Here is a 21,973-nt window from a genome sequence, read left to right on the forward strand (position 1 = left end):
TAATCATTGTGTTATTATTTTAAAACCTTATTTAGTTTTGACCCGGTATCTTCAGAATACTGATTACGTGAATGTAAGGAATAATACTGGTTTGTTCTGCGGAAAAGCCTATTCCTCCAGGAACAATGAGCGTTGCTTGCGCTCCACTATATTTCATATAAGAAATGGCTTCTTGCCATGCAGGAGGTTCAGAACCACTGACCCGGTATATCATCATATAAGGATAGGGTGAGTCAAGTGTTGTCCATGAGTTTTCCACAGTATCCGGCGGTGTTGTGATAGAAATTTTCAGATAACGCACCGAAACTTCATCCCCTGCTCGAATAGAGTCGGTAGTTGTATCACCACAAACATTCAAATGATAGTATAAACCAGTAGAACTAACATAATATTCTTTAGAAGATGTCCATTTGTCAAACGCAGGTAATGTTCCGACGGTTTGGATACCATTTTGTTTTACATAGTTTTTGATTGTAACATCTTGTGCTTTTAAGAGATTTGCATAAGTCCCTGAAGAAGTGCAACTCGTTAGCAATAGAAGAAAGGAAAAACTACTTAGAATAAAAACGGGGATTCGTTTCATAAGTGGAAAAGGGTTGTAAAATTATCTCCTTAACAGTAAGGATTTATTGCCGACAAAGTTACAATTTTATTTCGTTTTGAGGCAATCTAATGATTCATTTTTTCATAGGTAATGATCAGCAGCAAATACCTGTAAATTGTTATATCTTTGTATGCTTTTTGAGTGATTTCAAATGTATATAATTTAAGGTATAACGATTTGATTATCAATATTGTTTTTGAAAATGGAATTATCTTTGTATCCTGATGTAATGCTGAAAATACGCTATTTATCATCTCAAAAACATTTAAGATGTGGTTCCTGTTTATCTGGAGAGCCTACAAAATGAGACAATTTGTAACAACGCAAAATCCTTAATGGTTAATTATATATAAATGTCTCGCTTTCAGCTCTTAATTAGGCATAATACAAATTTTACCGGCCAATCTTTATTGGTAAAATGCTTTATTTCATATCGCAAGATAAAAGAACTGACACCTTTATTCTTTCTCTTTAGTAATATTAATTGTATTCTCATTCAACCTTTTTCAAATTATAGAGTCAAAACTACATGTTACAGTAAGATTGACAACGTCTTTTGGTCAACATGTGTAAGTAGAAGTATGGTTATAAATGATTTTATCTCAACGTACTGATATTTTGATTCACTCCGTTTGTTTTCATGCTCTTAAATATTGATTTTTGCATTCTTTGATAATAAATATGGATTCTCAAATAAACAGACCCGCGTTTTTAGATCAGTTTTTTGAAACAACAGCTCAGTTATATCCAGATAACATTGCTATAGAATATGGGAAGAAGCATTATACATATTCCGAAGTTGATCGTTTAGCAAATAGGTTGGCTCATTTTTTACAAGAGCATGAGGTTGCTCCAGAAGAAAAAGTGGCTATTTTGCTACCTCGTATTCCTGAAGTTTACATTGCCATGTTAGGCACTCTGAAGGCGGGAGGAGCTTATATTCCAATAGACCCGGAAGCTCCTGGTGAAAGGGTTAATTTCATTATGCATGATTCGGATGCAAAAATGCTGATAACCGATGATGGTATGCTGGAACGAGTTGCTTCTCATTTGGATCAATATCCTGTTTTCAATATTGACCATCAAATGCAGGAATTGCATCGCTATTCAGATAGTAACCCATTCGTCATCCATAGAGAATCTAATAATCTTTGCTATATAATTTATACCTCTGGGAGTAGCGGGGAGCCTAAAGGCGTATTGCTAGAGCATCGGAATGTGATTAACTATATAATAGGTGCTCAGGAAATTTATCCTGTGGATTACACACACCGTGTTTTACAAGGTTTCTCCGTTTCTTTTGATGCGTCTGTCGAAGAAATTTGGGTCACTTTTGCGGCAGGAGCTACACTTGTAGTGGGAACTTTTGAGATTATGCGTTCGGGAGATCGGTTTGCTTCTATTTTGAACGATCTGAATATTACATTTCTGTCATGTGCGCCAACGTTATTGTCGATGGTGCATGAGGATATTCCTAATTTGAAAATATTGATTTTCGGAGGTGAAGTTTGTTCAACGGATATTGCTCATAGATGGTGCAAACCTGGTAGATTAGTGTATAATACATATGGACCGACAGAAGCAGCGGTGATTGCAACATATTCAATATTGGAAGCTGCAAAACCAGTGAGTATTGGCCGTCCACTGTTAGGGTATGATATTTTTGTGGTCAATGAACAATTAGAACCTGTAGCTGAAGGAGAAGAAGGCGAAATACTTATTGGTGGTCCGAGCGTTGCACGAGGATATTTACATCGTGACGATCTTACCAGTCAGAAGTTTATTTCAACTGATAGATTTGATGGGAGTTATAGGCGTTATTATCGTACAGGCGACTTGGCAAAATATGCATCAAATGGTGAACTTTTCTTTATGGGTAGGGCTGATGCACAAGTGAAAGTCAGAGGATTCAGAGTTGAATTGGCAGAAATAGAAGGATTACTTCTGCAATTTAATGGAGTTCAAGCTGCTGTTGTTGCTTTGGATAGCGCGACACAGCAATTGGCTGCTTATGTTGTTGTGGATCACAATACGGAAATTGACCGTGAAGTGCTGGCTGACTTATTACGGTTGAAATTGCCATACTACATGATCCCTTCCACATTGGATGTGATTGATCAGCTGCCTATGACAACCAGTCAAAAAATTGACCGGAAAAGATTACCTGTACCTCATACCCCGCTTTCATATTCTGCTAAGAAAGAGATTATTGCTCCATCAACAACTTTGGAAAAAGCCATGGTGACTATTATGGCGAAGCATTTCAAACGCGACAACATATCTATGGATGATCATTTTTTCAATGATTTAGGAGGTCATTCATTGTTAGCTGCATTGGTGGTATCTGAAATGAGAGAAAAAGCGATGTTTGCCACTATGTCAGTTGTTGATGTATATAAATTTCCTGTTTTATCTGATTTGGCAAAGGAGCTTGAAAAAAAACAACAACAACCCGAACAAAAAACAGCGTCCAAAAAAGAACGAGATATTTATGTCCCTTCTAAAATGAATTATTACACGTGTGTGTTTTTTCAAGGGATTGCTATGATTTTCCTTTTGTTGTTGTTTGGCATTGAATGGCTAGGTCCTTTCTTTGTTTATTCATATTATTATCAGGCAGATAATGGTGTATTTCATTCTATGGTGACAATGCTATGGATGTACTTTATTCTGATGCCTGTACTTTCTCTTTTTGCTATTGGATTTAAATGGGCAGTTATAGGTCGAATAAAACCCGGAAAATACAAATTGTGGGGGAGTTATTATTTTCGGTTTTGGATTGTTGATAAAGTTATTAATATTGCACCTATTAATTATTTTACCGGGACCTCAATAATGAATGTTTTTTTGCGGGCATTGGGAGCTAAAATAGGGAAGAATGTTTATATCAATACTTCTGCTATTTCTGCTTTTGATTTGCTGCGTATAGGTGATAACGTTAGCATCTGTACGGATACGCATCTTCGGGGTTACAACATTGCAGATGGGTTTTTGTATATTGGAGACATATCATTGGAGGATGACTGCTTTGTGGGCACACGATGCAATTTATCTCATAATACCAAGATGGAACGCAATTCGTCTATTGACGATCTTACCTTGGTTGCAGAAGGAACAGTGATTCCTGCTAATGAACAATGGAGCGGATCGCCTGCTGTGAAAATCGGGACAAATGGGAAACCGGAGCATCAAAAGCTTTGGTCGGTACGTAATTCCATATTGTTTTTTATCAGCATCTTCCTTATTCCTTTGATTACAATGCTTGCTTATTTTCCTGGCTTGGTTTTGATTACACACTTGGCCTATGTTTCGAGAGGATTTCATTTTTTATGGTCGACCATTGGAGTAGGGGTTTCATTTGTGGTGCTTTTGACGGTGATTATTGCGATTTTGAAATGGTTGATGCTAGGAAATATCAAGGAAGGCAAATATCCCGTTAATAGTATTTTTTACTATAAGAAGTGGTTCTTTGATCAACTGATGAAATTGAGTTTACAGGTTATTGGAACACTATACACTACACTTTATTTACAAACTTGGTTTAAAATGTTAGGTGTAAAAATGGGTAAACGGGTTGAAATTGCTACGGTTGAATTCATTTCTCCTGATCTGCTTGAGACTGGGGACGAATGTTTCCTTGCTGATTCCGTTTCTGTAGGTGCTTCACATGTGAGAAACGGATATATTACCATTGCAAAAGCCCGCATTGGAGATCGTACCTTTGTAGGAAACAGTGCCGTGATAAGTCCGGGAACCCGACTTGGTAGCGATGTTTTGGTTGGAGTACTTTCAAAAATGAGTCAGGAAAATCTCCCCGCGAAAGATGGCTCATCATGGTTTGGTTCTCCTGCTGTTTATCTTCCAAAACGTGATATTAATCAGGATTTTTCCATTAAACAAACCTATAAACCCACGAAACTTTTGTTTATACTTCGTTATTCCATTGAGTTTTTTCGGGTTACCTTACCTGCAACATTTTTCATTGCTTTGGCAGCCCTGATTACGGATGTTGCTTCTTATTTGCAAGTTACGAAGTCACTGGGTGAGCTTTTCCTTTTGTTTCCTTTCATGTATCTTGGAGCTGCTATTTTGGGAACTATGGCAATGGCTATTTTTAAATGGATTGTTATTGGAAAATACAAACCAGCCAAGAAGCCATTATGGAGTCATTATGTATGGAGAAGTGAGTTAGTAACAGGCGTTTATGAAAATTTTTTGGTACTGTTTTTCTTAAATATTCTGACAGGTACGCCGTTTATCAAATATCCGTTGCGTTTACTCGGATGTAAGATAGGGAAAAAAGCATGTATGTTTACAACACAAATTACAGAGTTTGACTTGATTAAGATGGGAGATAATGTGGCTGTAAACGACAATTGTACCTTGCAGACACATTTATTTGAAGACCGAGTCATGAAAATGTCGTTTGTCGATATAGAAAATAATTGTAGCGTGGGTGGCATGGCAGTTGTTTTGTATGATTCAAAAATGGAACATGATGCTATTTTACAACCTCTTTCTGTATTGATGAAAAGTGAAACGTTGCCTGCTAATACAATATTTAAAGGGGTTCCTGCAAATCCGTCTTAGTGTGTTGTATCTTTGTTTTGTCTTAGAGCTGTGTTGTGGGTACAACGCAGTATTTATCATCACCAATAGAAAAGATATCAAGATGGAACAACCCAATTATGATAATATTTTTGAGGAAATTAGTTCACTCATTGCAAATCAAAAATATAACGAAGCAATTAATAAACTGCAAACGATTTTACAGCAGGATAGCAATAATGTAAAAGCGAAGGCGTTATTGGAGTATATTCAACGTATTCTAAATTATATGAATCGGAATATATATGCCTCGACTAATCTGGATCTCGATCCTTGGGAAGAGTAAGATGGAATGGAACTACATCTATTCTTTTGATTTTCAAATCTACACAACCTAACCTTTCCCTCCTTACCCGTTATTTTTTATCTTACAGCGTAGGATTTTTATTCCTTTTGTGTCTAATTAAAATATCCTGATAATTTGGATATATTTGATTATTAATTCTTTTTTCATTCCTATGACTGAATATGAGTTGATTACACAAATTCTTTCCGGTAATTTGTCCCTGTATAAGCAAATTGTAGAAACATATCAGGCACAAGTGTTCCGAATATGTATCGGCTTTGTTCATCAAAAAGAAGATGCAGATGATTTGACACAAGAAGTTTTCATTCAGGTATATCAATCATTGGAAACATTTAAAGGCGAGTCTTCCTTTTCTACTTGGTTGTATAGAATTACGATCAATCGGGCATTAAATCACGTCCGGGATCATCAGAAACGATCATTATTTCATAGGTTAGAGTCATGGGTTGGATTTGATAAAAGCTCATCAGGTTTGGAAGTACAAACTTTTGAAGAAAACCCAGAGCAACAACTTATTAAGCATGAAGAGCGGAATTTAATTGCAAAAGCATTAACCCAGCTTCCTGAAAAGCAACGTATTGCAATTGTTTTGAGTAAATATGAAGACTTGTCACAGCGCGAAATCGCGGAGATTCTTCATATCTCAGAAGGAGCTGTGGAATCGCTTTTGCAACGTGCCAAACAATCTTTGCGGAAGCAATTATCTGCCTTATGGCATTCATCTTGATAATCTAACGACAATAATAATAGGGTTTTATAAAAAAAATTCCATTACCGTAGGAAAATGAACAATTTTGTTTCTAACTAATAAAAGCGACTAAAATGAATTGTTTTACATGCGAACATTATTTTGATGCCTATTTCGAAGGCGTTCTTTCATCAGAGATGAAATCTCAGATGGAGGAACACCTTGATTCGTGTAAATCATGCGCTGCAATGTATGCATTATGGCAAAAGGCGGAATACATGATAAAAGAAGAGAAGTCGACCTCTTCCAATCCGTTTCTTGCTACTCGAGTTATGTCAAAACTCGAAATGCCATCTGAAACTGCAGCAAGAAAGCAATTAGTTTTTAAGCCTGTGACTATTGCCTTTATTGTAGGAATAGCTGTTTTTTTAGGAGTCATACTAGGAAATTTGTATCAACCTGTAAAACTTCATCCTGCAATTTCAGAAGAGATGTTTTATTTAAATGATGGAGCAATTGAACCTATTGCTTTTTACGAAGCAAAATAAAGGAGGCATGCAATGGACACAGATAAAAAAATCAAAGGCCTTGTTTGGGCGGTATTCTTTTTAGCAGTGATGAACTTGACTATGTTAGCAACAATCTTTTATCATGTCTATCAATCGAACCGTGAAGAGGTATCCGTTGAAAAACAGATAGGGATTGAGGCGGATGCAGCAAAATTTACCGGCCGGTATTTTCGTGATCAATTACAATTGAATGCTTCGCAAATGATTCAATTCCGACAAGTCAACCGGACTTTTAGACAACAAGCACAAATGATTTTGTCTGAGTTGGTCTCCAAGAGAAGGCAGATACTTGAAGAAATGAGTGCTCCTCATACGGATACCATTAAGTTGAATCAATTTTCGAAGGAAATAGGTGATTTACATTATGCATTAAAACAGGCAACTGTGCGCTATTATCTTGCAATAAAACAGGAATGTGATTCGAGTCAACAACAAAAATTACATGAATTATTTCAAGAGATTTTTATTAATGATTTGCCTTTGAATTATCCTGGAAATCATGGCCAATCTGGTGGTGGCCAGTGGAGTAATCGATTTAGCCGTTGAGTATTAGTTTATATTTTAATAATTAAAAACGAGTAGATTATGAAAACAAGAATGATGATTGTATCATTTGCCTGCTTGGCAATGACCGCTGTAACAATGGGACAAACTTCTGTTAAAACCTCTAATCGCAATGGAAATATAACACGTCCGGCATATGTTGATAAAAACAAGAATGGGGTATGTGATAATTATGAGGCCCGTCATACCAATAATACTACTACTATGGTTCGATATGGACAAGGTCAACATAGAGGGAAGGGGAAAGGAGTAGGATGCGGTCACGGATCAAGATTTGTGGATAAAAACCATAATGGTATTTGTGATTATAGGGAAACGGTTATCAAAAAATAACTATTGCGTATTTTTTACTGCTAACGATCAATTAATTTCACTTCAATGAACTCTATATTTATAGAACAGGAAAGTAAGTACGATTTTGATGAAACGGTTGAAAAACTTATAGTTGAAATCAGGAAAACTTCATGGAAGATATCTGTAGTAAATGATTTACAACAATCATTGGAAGAATATGGTCAAAAAGTGCTTCCGGTTAAAGTTCTGGCTTTGTGTAATCCAGCGTATGCAAGCCAGTTATTGACAAAAGACGAAATGAGGATTGTTTCTCCGTTGATGCCTTGTAGAATCAGTATTTATCAGAAAAGCGACGGGAAAACATATATATCACGCATGAACTTTTTATCTTTTGCCAGATTATTAGATAGGGAGAGCGAACTGTTAATGACGGCGTCGCATCATGAAGTGGAAGAAATCATGAAATCTGTGTTAGTCTCGGCGTCAGTCATGCAATTAAACAGCATGTCTCGCTTTAAATATGGGCAGGAGCTTAGTAGGGAGTGGCTGATTAGCTGGTTTTAATCAATATAAACTTATGCAATAACTATGTAAACTTTTTATTGCCAATGTATAGTATTAATATGCAAGTTTAACAGAACCTTTAATGTGACTATCGTATGAAAACAAAAATCGAACAAAGGATGATGTGTTGGGGATTGTGTGCAGTGAACGCACTACTCCTTATGTCTTGTAATCAACAAGACGCTTTGAAAACTTCGAAACCATCTTATGGCAACCTGATTCAAGTTGCTTCCGATGGATCTACTACGGTATTGACAAATAATTTGCAAGCTGCTTTTGTGGCTACACCTTCTTTAAGTGATAGTGAATTAGCGCTTTTACTAAAAATTAAGGAAGATGAAAAATTGGCACGTGACGTTTATTCCAATTTGAGCACGGCATGGTCGCAACCTATATTTGCTAACATTGAAACTGCCGAAGAACGCCACTTGCAAGCTATTCTGACATTGTTGAGATTTTATAATCAACCTGATACGTTAGTTGCTGATATGGGCGTTTTCTCTACTCCTGAACTGACACAGCTATATCAAACCTTTGTTTCCAATGGTAAAGCTTCATTGGTAGGTGCTTATCAGGTTGGAATACAGATTGAAGAAATGGATATTAAGGATTTGATGGATGGCTTAGCGAGTAACCCCAATACAAATATTGTTACCACGTTTGATAACCTGCTGAAAGCTTCACGTAACCATTTAAGGGCTTTTTATCGTCAATTGTCGAATTTGGGCATTGTGTATGTGCCTCAATATCTTTCGCAGGAAGAATATGATTCTATTGTTCAATCACCTATGGAACAAGGAAATACATATGTATTACAAAATCAATATCAATATAATTATCAATATCAATACCGTCATCAAGGCCATTAATATGGATTGAACAGAGAATCTTTTGACAACTTCTTTCACGAGCAGATCGTGTTTTTCAGAAAATTGGTTTACCTTTGCTTCGCTTGAATTTTGTGTTCAGGCGAAGTTTTTATGTTTTACCGTGTACGTGCCCGTTGTGTATGTAATTATGCTATAAATATTTATATTGAAACATATCTTCTATGAAAAGAGTTGCTTTTATTTTTTTGTGTTTATCTGTGGCTTTTATTGCTTTTGCTAAAACGAAATCAATTGTTATTACACTTCAAAATCCATCACTTGTCAACCAATTTAATGCTCCTGTGGTAATTTCTGTTTCAACGTTAACGCACAAAACTGGAGTTAATGTACAATCTGTCGCAGTTTATGAAGCGGGAAAATTGATTCCTTCTCAATTGGATGATTTTAATCATGATGGAAAACCGGATGAATTGGCTTTTTTGGTGAGTATCCCTGCTAAGCACGAGCGAATTTTGACACTGAAAGTTGCTTCAGATAGTTCTTTGTTTACAAGATTTCCTGAAGAAACACATGCCCAGATGTTTTTAAGGAATAAAACAACGCATCAATTAATTCCAACACGGGAGGCATCGTCGCCAACAGGCAATTTATACCAGGCTTTGCAACATCATGGGCCGGCGTTTGAATCAAAAATAATGGCTTTTCGCATATACTTCGATAAAAAACAAACCGTTGACTTATACGGTAAAAAGCATCATGAATTGGAATTAGCTCAGGATAATTGGTATCCTTCCGACGAACAGATTGCTCATGGCTTTGGAGATGATATTTTGTGGGTTAAAGAGACGGCTGGGTGTGGAACACTTAAAGGATGGAACGGAACGCAGGCTCTTCATATTGCCCCAGTCTCTAATCGTACTGCTCGGGTGATAACGGATGGTCCGGTGAGGGCAATCATTGAAATGGAAGCGGATGGTTGGCAATATGAAGGAAAAAAGATTCAATTGAAGGAACGTTATATCCTTTATGCCGGACATCGTGATGTTGAAGTTCAAGTAAATCAAAATGATACCACTACGTTGTGTGCTGGCGTTCAAACAATTTTCGATAAATCTCAGATTATGTCTCCTGTGAAAGGTGTTGTTGCGATTTGGGGGACAGGATTACAATATCCCAAAACAGATAATAAACGGGCTATGCCGCAAACTGTTGGATTAGCTGTTTCGATGCCTTACGCTATTTTGCAGAAGTCAACCAAGGATGCTGATAATCTTTTGCTGATAGTCAAGGGGAAATCATTTACTTATCATTTTGCGGCAGCATGGTCGCAGGAAATAGGAGGTTACAAGAGTGCAAATCAATTTTTCCATTTTGTAAGGACATGGGATATAGCTTTGCGTCATCCGGTAAAAATAGTAAACTGGAAATAAAAGATGATTTATTTGATGGTATAGTGGGGAAGGGTACTTCTCCATTTTTTCCCTTGAAAAGTATCCCGTTCTTCCATTCGACGTTGTAATTTTACTACAAATTCATGATTCTTGGTTTTCCATGCTGGTGCAATGAGCAATTGTGCCGGTGATTGGGATGCAAAACGTTCCATAGAAATGGCAGGAGGAAGGAGTTCCAGAAAATCAATAACAGTATCAATATAATTTTCCAGCGTGGAAAGATGAAACCATTCCGGATGTTCCCCGTATTGTCTTGCCATTTGTGTTCCTTTGATAATTTGCAATTGATGCAATTTTAAAACTGACAGAGGTAGCATGGATAGCTTTCGGGCATGTTGCAACCATGTTTCATGTGTTTCATGGGGTAATCCGATGATAAGATGCGCAGCCGTGGCAATATTTCGAGTTGCTGTTATTCGAATTGCTTCTTCAGCCTGTTCAAAAGTATGCCCGCGATGAATAAATTGTAATGTATCATTACAAGTAGATTCTACACCATATTCTATCATCACATAACAAGACTTTGCCAGATGAGCAAAATAGTCCAGTATCGTGTCATTTACACAATCCGGACGGGTACCGATGGCAATTCCAATCACTTTAGGATATGCCAGTGCCTCCTCATATAATTTGATTAAATTGTCGAATGGTGCATATGTGTTTGTGTATGCCTGAAAATAAGCGATATATTTTTGATCTTCATGCTTTTTACGAAAGAAGCGAATGCCTTCGTCCAACTGTGTGGTGACAGATTTGGATGGTTTGCAATAATCAGGATTAAATGATTGATTATTGCAATAGGTACATCCTCCATAGCCTAACGTTCCGTCTCGATTTGGACAAGTAAATCCAGCATTGATGGATATTTTTTGAACGCGTTCGTTGAGTTGTTCGCGTAGCAAGGTTGTATAATCATTGTAGCGCAAAGACATATTCTAAAAATAAAAGAGATCGGAACAAACCTAAAAAGTTGCCCCGATCTTATATTTCTTTTTGGATCTTATAATTCAGAATCACCCGTTCATCGTGGCAAGAAATTCTTCGTTACTTTCGGTCCTTTCCAGGCGATCTTTCAGAAATTCCATCGCTTCGACCGGGTTCATGTCTGATAAATATTTACGTAATACCCACATACGATTCAATGTCTCAGGATCATGCAATAAATCATCGCGGCGTGTGCTTGATGACATAATATCCACTGCAGGGAAAATACGTTTATTTGAAAGCTTACGATCGAGTTGTAATTCCATATTGCCTGTCCCCTTAAACTCTTCAAAAATAACATCATCCATTTTTGAACCTGTTTCAGTAAGCGCAGTGGCTATGATAGTCAGGCTTCCTCCATTTTCAATATTACGGGCAGCTCCAAAGAATCGTTTAGGCTTATGCAACGCGTTGGCATCCACACCTCCCGAGAGCATTTTGCCTGAAGCTGGTGCTACTGTATTGTATGCCCGCGCTAATCGCGTGATTGAATCAAGCAGAATTACCACGTCGTGTCCGCATTCTACCAATCTTTTAGCTTTTTCTAAAACGATATCTGCTACTTTGACATGACGCTCTGCTGGTTCATCAAAGGTTGACGCAATCACTTCCGCATTGACACTTCGTTCCATATCTGTTACTTCTTCAGGACGCTCGTCAATAAGTAGAATAATCATATATACATCAGGATGATTTGCTGCTATCGCATTAGCTATGTCTTTGAGTAATATAGTCTTTCCTGTCTTAGGTTGAGCTACAATAAGACCCCGTTGGCCTTTTCCTATAGGAGAAAAAAGATCCACAATGCGCATAGATGTAGGATCATTTTTCCCGGTAATTAAGTTGAATTTTTCATCAGGGAATAATGGCGTAAGATGGTCAAAGGCCAAGCGATCACGAACGAATTCGGGTGATCTACCGTTTATTTTGGTTACTTTGACCAATGGGAAAAATTTTTCTCCTTCTTTTGGCGGACGAATTGTTCCTTCTACGGTGTCTCCCTTTTTTAATCCAAATAGTTTGATTTGAGATTGAGAAACATAGATATCATCAGGAGATGTAAAATAGTTATAATCAGGCGATCGCAGAAAGCCATACCCATCCTGCATTGGCTCAAACACTCCAACTCCCGTCAAAATTCCTTCAAACTCATAAGGTTTTTCTCCGTTTTCAGAATTTTTCTTTTGGTTATTATTCTGGTTTTGAAAATTTTGGTTTGGCGTCTTGTTGTTAGGATTCCGTTGATTCTTTTGAGAAGGTTGATTATGATTTGGTGTATTGGCCGGAGGCAAATCGGATTTCTTTTCTTGTATTTCAGGAATAGGAACAGGTGCAGCAACTTGATTTTCTGTTTGTTCTATATCTTCTTCGATGGTCTCATTCAACAATGGATCAGTGTCTTTGACATGTTGTTTAATTGGCATTTCTGTCTTAACATCAACAACAGCTTTCTGCACTTGATTTTTATGATGGGGTTTGTGCTGGGGAGCTTGTGTTGTTGGTTTTGTTTCCGATGTGTTAGGCTTATTTTCTTGTTTCTGAAGTTTCCCTGCTTCTGCCATTGCCGGTTTTACCGTGTTATTCTGTGGGGAAACATTGCTTCCATTTGTTTGATTTTGAGGTTTATCAGATGAATTATTGTTTGCTTTATTTGGGGTTCTCATCCGAATGCGTTTCTTCTTTGCATCTTCATCAATAGAAGCTGATTCTTTTTTTTCAGCAGCTTTTGAAATTGCTTGTTCATCTAAAATTCGATAAACTAATTCGTCTTTGGGTAAAGATTCGAAACGTTTAATGTTCATCTCAGCTGCAATTTTCTTCAGCTCAGCAAGGTCTTTCTCTCTTAGTTCTGAAATATTATACATAAAAAATGGAGGTAAATATGATACACAGACACGTGTTGATCACATGTCGGAATTTTTTAAAGTTCCGTATTTGTTGAATTTAACAAGCTAAAAAGGGATGTATATTGATTGGATACAAAAGACGAAGATGTTCGTGAAATTTTGTGTTACAAAGGTACGTAATATTTTTTATTTATGAAGCATACGTCATAAAATTCTTATTTTGATAACCTTTTTAGTCGCTTCGCCTATTTTGAAACGATCGTCAAAACGATGTCCGATGATCCACATGATTGTATCATTTGAGCATAAAAGCCAACAGTTTTCTTTTTGATATAAATTCCATTTATGGTCAATGAAAAAATCACTGAGCTTCTTTTTCCCTTTACTGCCAAATGGGTAAAAAAAATCGCCTTTCACAGGGTGTCTTATTGTCAAAGGAAATTGCAGTTGATCGGCGTCAGCAAATATAATATTATGCTTCTTTTCAATGATAATTTCTTTTTTATCAATCGATTGCGATATTTCAAGCGAGAAATTGTCAATTTTAACAACAGAATCTGACGCTAGGATTGTAAGCGCCATTTTATGCTCTTGATGAATCGGGAGGATGAGTAATTGTTCTCGATCTTTAATCAAACGGTGACTTGAAGAATAAAATTGTTTACCGGAAATATCATCCAAATTATCATAAATCGATTGAATAATAGCTGAATTAAAATGGAACGGATGAAGCAATTCAAAAAGCGTAAAGTGAGGTTGTGTTTCTTTTAATAAAGCCTGAATAGAAATAGCTGCTAATTCTCCCTTCTGTTCCATAATGCGTTGCCTGCTATGTTCTGTTTCATAATGCACTGACATGTAAGTTTCGGCAAGCCTTTCCATATTTTTTTGCATAGTCTTACGGAAGGAAGGATTCATTTGCTCCATTAAAGGAATCAGTTGGTGTCTTATTTTATTTCGTTGAATTGACTGATCCTCATTGGTTGAGTCCGTACAATATTCTAAATGATTTTCTTGTGCGTATTGTTCTATTTCTGTACGGCTTAAACATAGTAAAGGTCGGATAATAGATTGATTTTTAGACTCAATTCCAGTTAAGCCCCGAATGCCGGTTCCGCGAAGAATATTAATGAAAAAGGTTTCGATGGCATCATCAGAATGATGTCCAACGGCAATGGCATCAGCTGTCAATATTTCTTGTAGTTGCTCAAACCATACGTAACGTAGATCCCTGGCTGCCATTTCGATAGAGATACCTTTGCTTGTTGCCTCTTGTTTGGTATTAAAGGCGATATGTTCAAAAGGTAGTTGCATTTGTTGTGTCAGACGTTCAACAAATTGTTCATCACTGTCCGATTCTGTTCCTCGTAATTGAAAATTGCAGTGGGCAACAATACATTCATAGCCGATATGATGTAATAGATGTAGCAACACAACGGAATCACGTCCACCGCTGACACCAACAATTAGTCTGCTGCTTATTGGAGGCAGATTCTCTTTTTGGATGAACTGAATTACCTTTTGGGTGATTGTATACGATACGGTCATGGTTTTACTAAACCTTGCAGCGCTTTATTTTCCAAATCCCGGGCGTTATTTAATAATATTATTGGTTGTGGGCGTAATGCTATGACTTGTTGTTCAAGTGCCAGAATTTGAGGTTCTAATGTTTGTTTTGATTCTTGATTTTGTGCGTCTGCATAGGCATTTCTTTTGTTACTTAATTCCTGTTCTATATTTGTAATCACTTGTTTTAAACTGTCTGCCTGCTGATACAGTTGGCGTGCTTGTTCACTTTTGAATTGGGAAGGAGATGCATAAATCAAGGTGTCATTAATTACAAAATGTATGTTGGGTTTCCCATTGGTGAGAGATGTGTTGCTTAACGAATCAATAGCAATAATATCATGAATGACAGGCATTTTTCCTTTTCTATATGTCCTGAGTTGGGCTGCATGTCGAATATAATCCGTATCATTACTTTGAATAATTGTTCGCATAGCATTTGGAATAAATGTATAAATCATGACTTTACCTGCTGGTTGAAAGCGGTCTGTAGCAAACCATCCTATATTGTCAACATCATCGATAACTAGCAGATAATCATTGTATATAGAGTTGAAAGGCATGCCATAGTTGACAGGTTCGAAATATTTATTATCCCTTAGATTATAGCGAGTTACGAAAAGATCATATCCGCCTAATGAATGATCGCCTTTAGCGTCAAAATAGAGCGTCACACCATCTGAAGCAACAAAAGGATCATTAAGTGCAGTGCCATAGTTGTTGACTACATCGCTTAGCGGTGTAGGCTCACTCCATTGATTTGTCATTTGAAATGTACTGTATAAGGCTGATTTGCCATGAAGGGAATCAGCAAAGACAATCCGATTTCCACGTTGCGAACGATAGGCCAACATATCTGAAGGTTCCTGACTATACAAATTTTTGGACGGGAAAATAGTTCCCATATCTTTTGAAAAAGTGTAATGCTTAAAGAAATCTTTTTTGCTAACCTGAAGACTATCCACAATGGTCACTAATTCTACATGTTGAATCATATCTGCTCCTAATTTTGCTTTTACGAGTAAGGCAGAATATTTTTTTGCTTCGGCTGCTGAAATATGTGGAGAAGCCAAGTAATTCTGAATAGCTGTTACGTCTTTGCTAAAATAATAATGTTTAAAATAAAGATCGCATAAGACAGGGAAAGCAGGAGTAAATTTTTTATCTGCAGCTTTTTGCAAATAGGGTAGGGCTGCGTTTTCCTGTCCGGTTTTAACCAGACTCATTCCATATCCGTAGTTCAACCGTGCATCGTATGGATGCCATTTTAATAATTTCAGAAAAGCTTTTGCTGCTTCTGTATAGTGTTGTCCGCTGTACAGATTCTGTGCGTATTTCAATGTCTGTCCACTTATATAGAATGATAAAGCAAATATTATCAATAAGATACTACACTTTTTCATAAAACAATCTGAGTTATTAGAGACCTGAAGAGAATAGCACAAAATTACAGATAAATTTTTATTTTGAGATTACATTTTCTCCATTATTACCAGTTTCGCAGTATTTATTCCAATTTTATCACGTACGACTTTAGTTTGAAATCAGAGTGGCAATTTCTTTCGACAAACCAGATGCGAAGGGTTTGATCATAACTGCATTAAAAAGCCCTTGGAGAAGACATTTAATGAAAATTTCTGCTCCATCGTCAGTAAATAAAGCGTATCTTTGTAATCAAATTTTGAACACTTTGATGTATGAATACACTTAATTGGTCTGAGCTTTCATTTGGCTATATTCCTACAGATTATAATATCCGTTGTGTATATAAAGACGGGAAATGGGGAGAGATTGAAGCTACTACAGATACAACAATTTCGTTGCATATTGCCGCAACAAGTTTACATTATGGTCAGGAAGCCTTTGAAGGGCTTAAGGCATTTATGGGAAAAGATGGGAAAATTCGTATTTTTCGTCCTGAAGAAAATGCAAAACGATTGCAAAACACGTGTGATGGAATTATGATGCCTAAATTGCCGGTGGAATTATTTATGGAAGCCGTAAAAAAAGCTGTCGTAATGAATAAACGTTTTGTGCCGCCTTATGGAAGCGGTGCTTCTTTATATATTCGTCCGCTATTGGTTGGTACAAGCGCTCAGGTAGGTGTGAAACCAGCTGACGAGTATTTATTCGTCATTTTTGTAACGCCAGTTGGTCCATATTTCAAAGGTGGTTTTCAGACGACACCTGTGGTTATCTTGCGACAATATGACCGTGCTGCTCCATTGGGAACAGGTACATATAAAGTAGGAGGAAATTATGCGGCTGGCATGTTAGCCGGTGAAAAGGCTCATCAAATGGGCTATTCTGCTGTACTTTATCTTGACGCTAAAGAAAAAAAGTATGTTGACGAGTGTGGTCCTGCTAATTTCTTTGGGATTAAAAATAATACCTACGTGACTCCGGAATCGACGTCCATTTTGCCATCTATTACGAATAAAAGTTTAATGCAACTAGCCAAAGATATGGGGATGACGGTGGAGAGACGCCGGATTTCTGAAGAAGAACTTGCGACATTCGAAGAAGCAGGTCAATGCGGGACGGCGGCTGTGATTAGTCCAATTTCGAAAATCGACGATATCGATGAAAATAAATCATATATTATTTCTAAAGATGGCCAACCTGGACCAATTAGTCGTAAGTTATATGAAAAATTGAGGGCTATCCAATACGGAGATGATTCGGATATATATGGATGGAATGCCGTGATAGAATAACCCCGGCACAAAATATGACTAGTCCTAAAAAACCGTTACAGGTTTAATGAACAAAAATACTCTTTTTATCAAACCTTATCAAGGCTAGCCTTGATAAGGTTTTGCTTTTTATAATTTCTAATTTTTATCTCTTTTTGGCAGTGCATCTGTTCAGGTGTTTTCATGTAACAAGACCAGTGTGGCCTTTGTGTATTGTAAATATGAACAGCATCTTGGTAGCGTAAAATAAACTGTGTCAGTTTCAATTCTTATCAAATTTCAGATACTCAATTAATCCGATTTTTTATAATGGATAATGAAGATCCTGAGTTTTGTTGGGCAAAAACGGTTAGGGGTCGACCCCCTAATCGTTTTTTATTACAATGGCACAAAGTTTCACCATCGTTTTGTTGGGTGGAAGCAAAACTAAGAAAAATGCCTGGATATTTATTTGATGTTGTGATTTTATTCAAATAAATTAAACCTTTCAGGAAATTTAATCGCCAGTTGTTGTGCAGTTAACCCCCAGTTTGACAGAGGCATAGTCCATTTTTTCCGGATATTGCGATAGGCCAAATACACCAATTTTTCCAATGCTGTATCATTGGTAAAAACACCTTTGTTTTTGGTAACTTTCCTTATCTGACGGTGATAGCCTTCTACGGTATTGGTGGTATATATGATTCTTCGGATAGCATCAGAAAACTCAAAATAAGCGGTTAGTTTTTCCCAATTATCACGCCATGATTTAATGACAATTGGATAATCCTTTCCCCACTTTGAATCAAGATTATCGAGTTCGATTGCTGCCTGCTCTTTGCTTACTGCTTGATAAACAAGCTTCAAATCTTTCATGAACGTTTTCTGATTTTTACTTGCAACATATTTAATTGAATTGCGGATTTGATGCACCACACAAGTTTGAACTACTGTGTGTGGAAATACGCTTTTTATAGCATCTGAAAAGCCACTAAGATTGTCCGTAGAGGCTATTAGAATGTCATTTACTCCTCTTGATTGAAGATCGGTGAGCACCGATAACCAAAAGTTAGCTCCTTCGCTTTTGGAAATATACATGCCAAGCAAATCTTTGTAACCGTTACGGTCAACACCCAATACGTTGTATATGGCTCGTGTTACAGGGCGATTCTTTTCGTCCATCACTTTGTAGTGAATGGCATCCATCCAAACAATTGGATAAACACTATCCAATGACCTGCTACGCCAGGACTGAATCTCTGGCAGAACCCGGTTTGTTATGGAACTGATTGTGTCAGCAGAAACCCTGTTTCCAAGGTTTTCCTCCATCCAATCGCTTATTTCCCGAGTACTGTTCCCCAAGGCATAAAGACCAATTATACGGTCTGCAACACCTTCTGCAAGTATTGTTTCACGTTTCTTTATAAACTCAGGTTCAAAACTGGAATGGCGGTCACGGGGTGTATGAACGGTGACTTCACCCAATTGGGTTTGAACTTGTTTGGACATACGTCCATTGCGCCGATTGCCTAAACTACGCTCATCTTCATCTAAATGAGCATCCATTTCTCCCTCTAAAGCTGCATTTAGAATATTTTCTAACAAGGGCGCAAAGGCACCATCTTTGCCTAAAAGGGGTTTGCCAGATTTTATCTGTTCTAAAACTTTGGCTTGAAAAGCCTTGTAATCAAATTCTTCCATAAAAATAAACTGTATTGTAAAGTTATAAAATTATTTTATTCTTTACTGACACAGTTTAATTTACAGTCTCAGCATCTTCTACCAACAATTTCATTGTTTTGATATCTACCAGATAATCCTCCAGAAAAAACTCCTGTTTTAATATCCCATTTACCCTTTCAGCTATCGCATTGGCATAAGGGTCATAATGCTCAGTCATACTTGGTATGATCTTTTTCTTTTTCAAAACATTTTGATAATCGTTACTGCAATACTGTAATCCTCTATCCGAATGGTGGATCAGTTTGTTTTTATATCTCTTTTGTCTAATGGCCATGTTTAAAGCTCTTAAAGAACTTTCTGTGGACAAGCTATTAGAAACATCATAACCCATGATCTTTTTGGAATATGCATCTGTAACTAATGCCAGATAGCAGTTTCTGTTCCTGCCACCGATGTAAGTTATATCCGATACCCAAACCTGTTCGGGATGGGTCAGTTCTATATCTGCCACCAAATTCTTGTGCTTTCTAAAACGATGGTGGGAGTCTGTGGTTATACGATAATTTCTCTTTGGTTTAATCAACATCTGATTAGCCTTTAGTATAGATAGAAACTTGTCACGGCCAACATGTAATTCTATTAATGGTTCATAAAGAAGATAATATAACTTCCTGAATCCTATTCGGGGCATATTTTTCCGTATGGGACGAACCATTGTTAATACTTGCTCTGCCTTGTCCTGTTTCTTCTGTTTTGACCTACAATAACGATAATAAACCTGTCTACTTACCCCGAGCAATCCACAGGTGGAGGTTTTGCTCACTTTGTTTTCTTGGCTGAATCGGTCGACTGTTCGGGTAAAGAGTTTTTTCGGATAGAGATATTGTACTCTTTTTCTGCCATATCAACCATCATGTCAAAGAAAGCTGCTTTCATATCAGATTGCTCTGCCTGTTTTTCTAAAAATGCTTTTTGCTTTTCTAAAACCTTGATCTTTTGCTCTAATTCAAGGATCTTTTGATCTTTACTTTTTGGCATATTACCCGGCGTTTGATTTTCCCAATCAAAGGTACCATATTTTCTGAGCCAACCAACTACTGTGGATCTTCCCTGTATACCATATTTCTTCGTAGCTGATGTGACTGAGATGTCTCCTCGTTCTATCTCTGAAATAATCGATAATTTTAAGGACATGCTATAATCCTTTTGAGTGCGCTTTACATACTGATTCTTAATTCCTCCCATTATTTTACGCTTTTTGTGTAACGCTATTTCAGGACGAGACAATAACGTAAAAAGAAAAGCCTTGGCATTCTTGTCAAGGCTTTTCTTTTTTTTTTGAGCATTAAATCAGATGTATAATAAGTCCTGGAACTATGCTGGCAAGAAGCAACAAAATAACAAATACCAGAATTGTCATTTTGTATTGAGATACCGGATGTAAGGGCTCTTCGTTGGATGTTGGCCTGAAATACATAGCCACAACAGGCCTCAGGTAATAATATACACTGATCATGGATCCTATAATTGCAATGATGATCAACATTAGTTGTCCTTGTGCAATAGCTGTGGCAAACAAATTATATTTTGCTGAAAACCCAATGAGCGGCGGAATACCTGCCAATGATAGCATAGCAATTGTTAATGCAAAGGCAGCAAGAGGATATTGCTTCGCCAATCCGTTGAATGATTTGATAGAAAAGGATCCCGTTTTTCTGCGAACCATCATGATTACGGTAAAGGCCGTAATAGTTGCTACGGAATAGGCGACAGCATACAACAGTAGAACTCCAGCATCATTGCCCTTAATCGCGATGATGGCAATAAGCATGTATCCTGCATGAGCAATAGCCGAATAAGCCATCATCCGCTTCGTGTTGTTTTGGTAAAGAGCTGTCAGATTACCATAAAGAATGGTTGCAATAGCAATAACGACTAATGGGGTTTTCCATAAAAAGTCTATTGACATAAAACTGGCATTGACGAACCGGAAGAAGGCAGCAAAAGCAGCTATTTTTCCCACGGTTGCCATAAAAGTAGTGATTAAGGTTGGAGAACCCTGATACACATCAGGTACCCAGAAATGAAACGGAACTGCTCCGATTTTGAATATCAACCCTACGGCAATAAGTATAAGCCCAACCGTGAACATGACAGGGATGGCAGCTTGGTGTTGGGTGACATATGTTTGTATGGCTCCCATATTAAAGCTTCCGCATGCGCCGTAAAGAAAAGCAATGCCAAACAGCATAAAACCCGAAGCTATGGATCCTGTCAGAAAATATTTCATGGCCGCCTCATTCGAGTAACGATCTTCCTTTTTACTACCGGCCAGGAGATAAAGGGATAAGGAGAGTGTCTCTATCCCTAAAAACAACATCACCAGATTTCCAAATGCCGTCATGATTAAACCTCCGATCAGTGCAAACAAAATGAGAGCATAGGTATCTTCCATTGTATGTTTAACCGATACGTAATAGAGCGGAACGAGCATAAAAACCAATAAGGTTGAAAATATCAGTATACCATTGAACGCTATCGTGAAGTTATCGTTGATATACATCTCATTAATATAATGAATGTTCTGATTCCACCCCAACAGATTGACGACAAAAGCAGCTATCAGACCAACAAAAATAACAGGCAAAAGAAATTTTGTCTGGCGAATGGCTCCCAGAAATAAAATCAGAATGGCAACAATGGATATTGTAATGATGGCGTACATAAGTCGATGTTTTT

At 37.3% G+C, this 21,973-nt stretch carries 18 protein-coding genes and 1 pseudogene; 10 read left to right on the forward strand and 9 right to left on the reverse strand.

Features of this window, described 5'->3' with window-relative positions; genetic code table 11:
- Positions 1–31: 31 nt before the first annotated feature.
- On the reverse strand, positions 32–583 hold the full coding sequence (locus tag FHX64_RS02090; RefSeq protein WP_183412191.1) for a DUF4827 family protein: 552 nt from the start codon (positions 581–583) through the stop codon (positions 32–34).
- A gap of 702 nt (positions 584–1,285) precedes the next feature.
- On the opposite strand from FHX64_RS02090, the gene FHX64_RS02095 reads away from it, so the two are divergent.
- The 9 genes from FHX64_RS02095 to FHX64_RS02135 all read left to right on the forward strand — a co-directional run bounded on the left by FHX64_RS02095 (position 1,286) and on the right by FHX64_RS02135 (position 10,458).
- Complete coding sequence (locus tag FHX64_RS02095) at positions 1,286–5,194, forward strand: Pls/PosA family non-ribosomal peptide synthetase (RefSeq protein WP_183412192.1); 3,909 nt, start codon at positions 1,286–1,288, stop codon at positions 5,192–5,194.
- Positions 5,195–5,276: 82 nt separating this feature from the next.
- A complete protein-coding gene (locus FHX64_RS02100; protein WP_183412193.1) occupies positions 5,277–5,498 on the forward strand; it encodes a hypothetical protein in 222 nt (73 codons plus the stop codon).
- A 172-nt stretch (positions 5,499–5,670) separates the two neighbouring features.
- Positions 5,671–6,246, forward strand: a complete 576-nt coding sequence (locus FHX64_RS02105) for an RNA polymerase sigma factor (protein WP_183412194.1) — start codon at positions 5,671–5,673, stop codon at positions 6,244–6,246.
- 95 nt (positions 6,247–6,341) lie between these two features.
- Positions 6,342–6,755: an anti-sigma factor family protein gene (locus FHX64_RS02110; RefSeq protein ID WP_183412195.1), complete on the forward strand. Its 414-nt coding sequence runs from the start codon at positions 6,342–6,344 to the stop codon at positions 6,753–6,755.
- A gap of 12 nt (positions 6,756–6,767) precedes the next feature.
- Entirely contained in the window at positions 6,768–7,322 is a 555-nt protein-coding gene (locus FHX64_RS02115; protein WP_183412196.1) for a periplasmic heavy metal sensor, read from the forward strand.
- A gap of 39 nt (positions 7,323–7,361) precedes the next feature.
- On the forward strand, positions 7,362–7,673 hold the full coding sequence (locus tag FHX64_RS02120) for a hypothetical protein (protein WP_183412197.1): 312 nt from the start codon (positions 7,362–7,364) through the stop codon (positions 7,671–7,673).
- A 45-nt stretch (positions 7,674–7,718) separates the two neighbouring features.
- Entirely contained in the window at positions 7,719–8,198 is a 480-nt protein-coding gene (locus FHX64_RS02125; protein WP_183412198.1) for a DUF302 domain-containing protein, read from the forward strand.
- A gap of 95 nt (positions 8,199–8,293) precedes the next feature.
- Positions 8,294–9,067, forward strand: a complete 774-nt coding sequence (locus FHX64_RS02130) for a DUF2202 domain-containing protein (RefSeq protein WP_183412199.1) — start codon at positions 8,294–8,296, stop codon at positions 9,065–9,067.
- 182 nt (positions 9,068–9,249) lie between these two features.
- A complete protein-coding gene (locus tag FHX64_RS02135) occupies positions 9,250–10,458 on the forward strand; it encodes a DUF4861 domain-containing protein (RefSeq protein ID WP_183412200.1) in 1,209 nt (402 codons plus the stop codon).
- 8 nt (positions 10,459–10,466) lie between these two features.
- On the opposite strand, the gene mnmL is transcribed toward FHX64_RS02135, so the two are convergent.
- The 4 genes from mnmL to FHX64_RS02155 form a co-directional block, all read right to left on the reverse strand.
- Positions 10,467–11,411: a tRNA modification radical SAM protein MnmL/YtqA gene (gene mnmL, locus FHX64_RS02140; RefSeq protein ID WP_183412201.1), complete on the reverse strand. Its 945-nt coding sequence runs from the start codon at positions 11,409–11,411 to the stop codon at positions 10,467–10,469.
- Between the two features lie 81 nt (positions 11,412–11,492).
- Positions 11,493–13,328, reverse strand: coding sequence for a transcription termination factor Rho (gene rho / locus FHX64_RS02145; protein WP_183412202.1), 1,836 nt, complete (start codon positions 13,326–13,328; stop codon positions 11,493–11,495).
- 186 nt (positions 13,329–13,514) lie between these two features.
- Entirely contained in the window at positions 13,515–14,858 is a 1,344-nt protein-coding gene (tilS, locus tag FHX64_RS02150; RefSeq protein ID WP_183412203.1) for a tRNA lysidine(34) synthetase TilS, read from the reverse strand.
- Complete coding sequence (locus FHX64_RS02155) at positions 14,855–16,279, reverse strand: tetratricopeptide repeat protein (protein WP_183412204.1); 1,425 nt, start codon at positions 16,277–16,279, stop codon at positions 14,855–14,857. The genes tilS and FHX64_RS02155 overlap by 4 nt, the downstream gene beginning before the upstream one ends.
- A 294-nt stretch (positions 16,280–16,573) precedes the next feature.
- Here FHX64_RS02155 and FHX64_RS02160 point away from each other — a divergent pair, with 294 nt between their 5' ends.
- Complete coding sequence (locus FHX64_RS02160) at positions 16,574–17,593, forward strand: branched-chain amino acid aminotransferase (protein ID WP_183412205.1); 1,020 nt, start codon at positions 16,574–16,576, stop codon at positions 17,591–17,593.
- A 444-nt stretch (positions 17,594–18,037) separates the two neighbouring features.
- Here the strand turns inward: FHX64_RS02160 and FHX64_RS02165 are convergent, their stop codons facing one another.
- From FHX64_RS02165 to FHX64_RS02180, 4 genes and pseudogenes are all read right to left on the reverse strand, one after another.
- Positions 18,038–19,252 (reverse strand): IS256 family transposase, encoded by a 1,215-nt coding sequence (locus FHX64_RS02165; RefSeq protein WP_183411945.1) that lies wholly within the window; start codon positions 19,250–19,252, stop codon positions 18,038–18,040.
- Between the two features lie 127 nt (positions 19,253–19,379).
- Positions 19,380–20,057, reverse strand: a pseudogene (locus FHX64_RS02170) (IS3 family transposase); the annotation flags it as partial.
- A complete protein-coding gene (locus FHX64_RS02175) occupies positions 20,054–20,479 on the reverse strand; it encodes a helix-turn-helix domain-containing protein (RefSeq protein WP_183412207.1) in 426 nt (141 codons plus the stop codon). The gene FHX64_RS02175 and the pseudogene FHX64_RS02170, both read right to left, overlap by 4 nt.
- Positions 20,480–20,579: 100 nt before the next feature.
- Positions 20,580–21,959 carry an NADH-quinone oxidoreductase subunit N gene (locus FHX64_RS02180; RefSeq protein WP_183412208.1) on the reverse strand — a complete coding sequence of 460 codons (1,380 nt, stop codon included), beginning with the start codon at positions 21,957–21,959 and terminating at the stop codon, positions 20,580–20,582.
- Positions 21,960–21,973: the final 14 nt, after the last annotated feature.

The organism is Microbacter margulisiae (assembly GCF_014192515.1).
Classification (GTDB): Bacteria; Bacteroidota; Bacteroidia; order Bacteroidales; family Paludibacteraceae; genus Microbacter; species Microbacter margulisiae.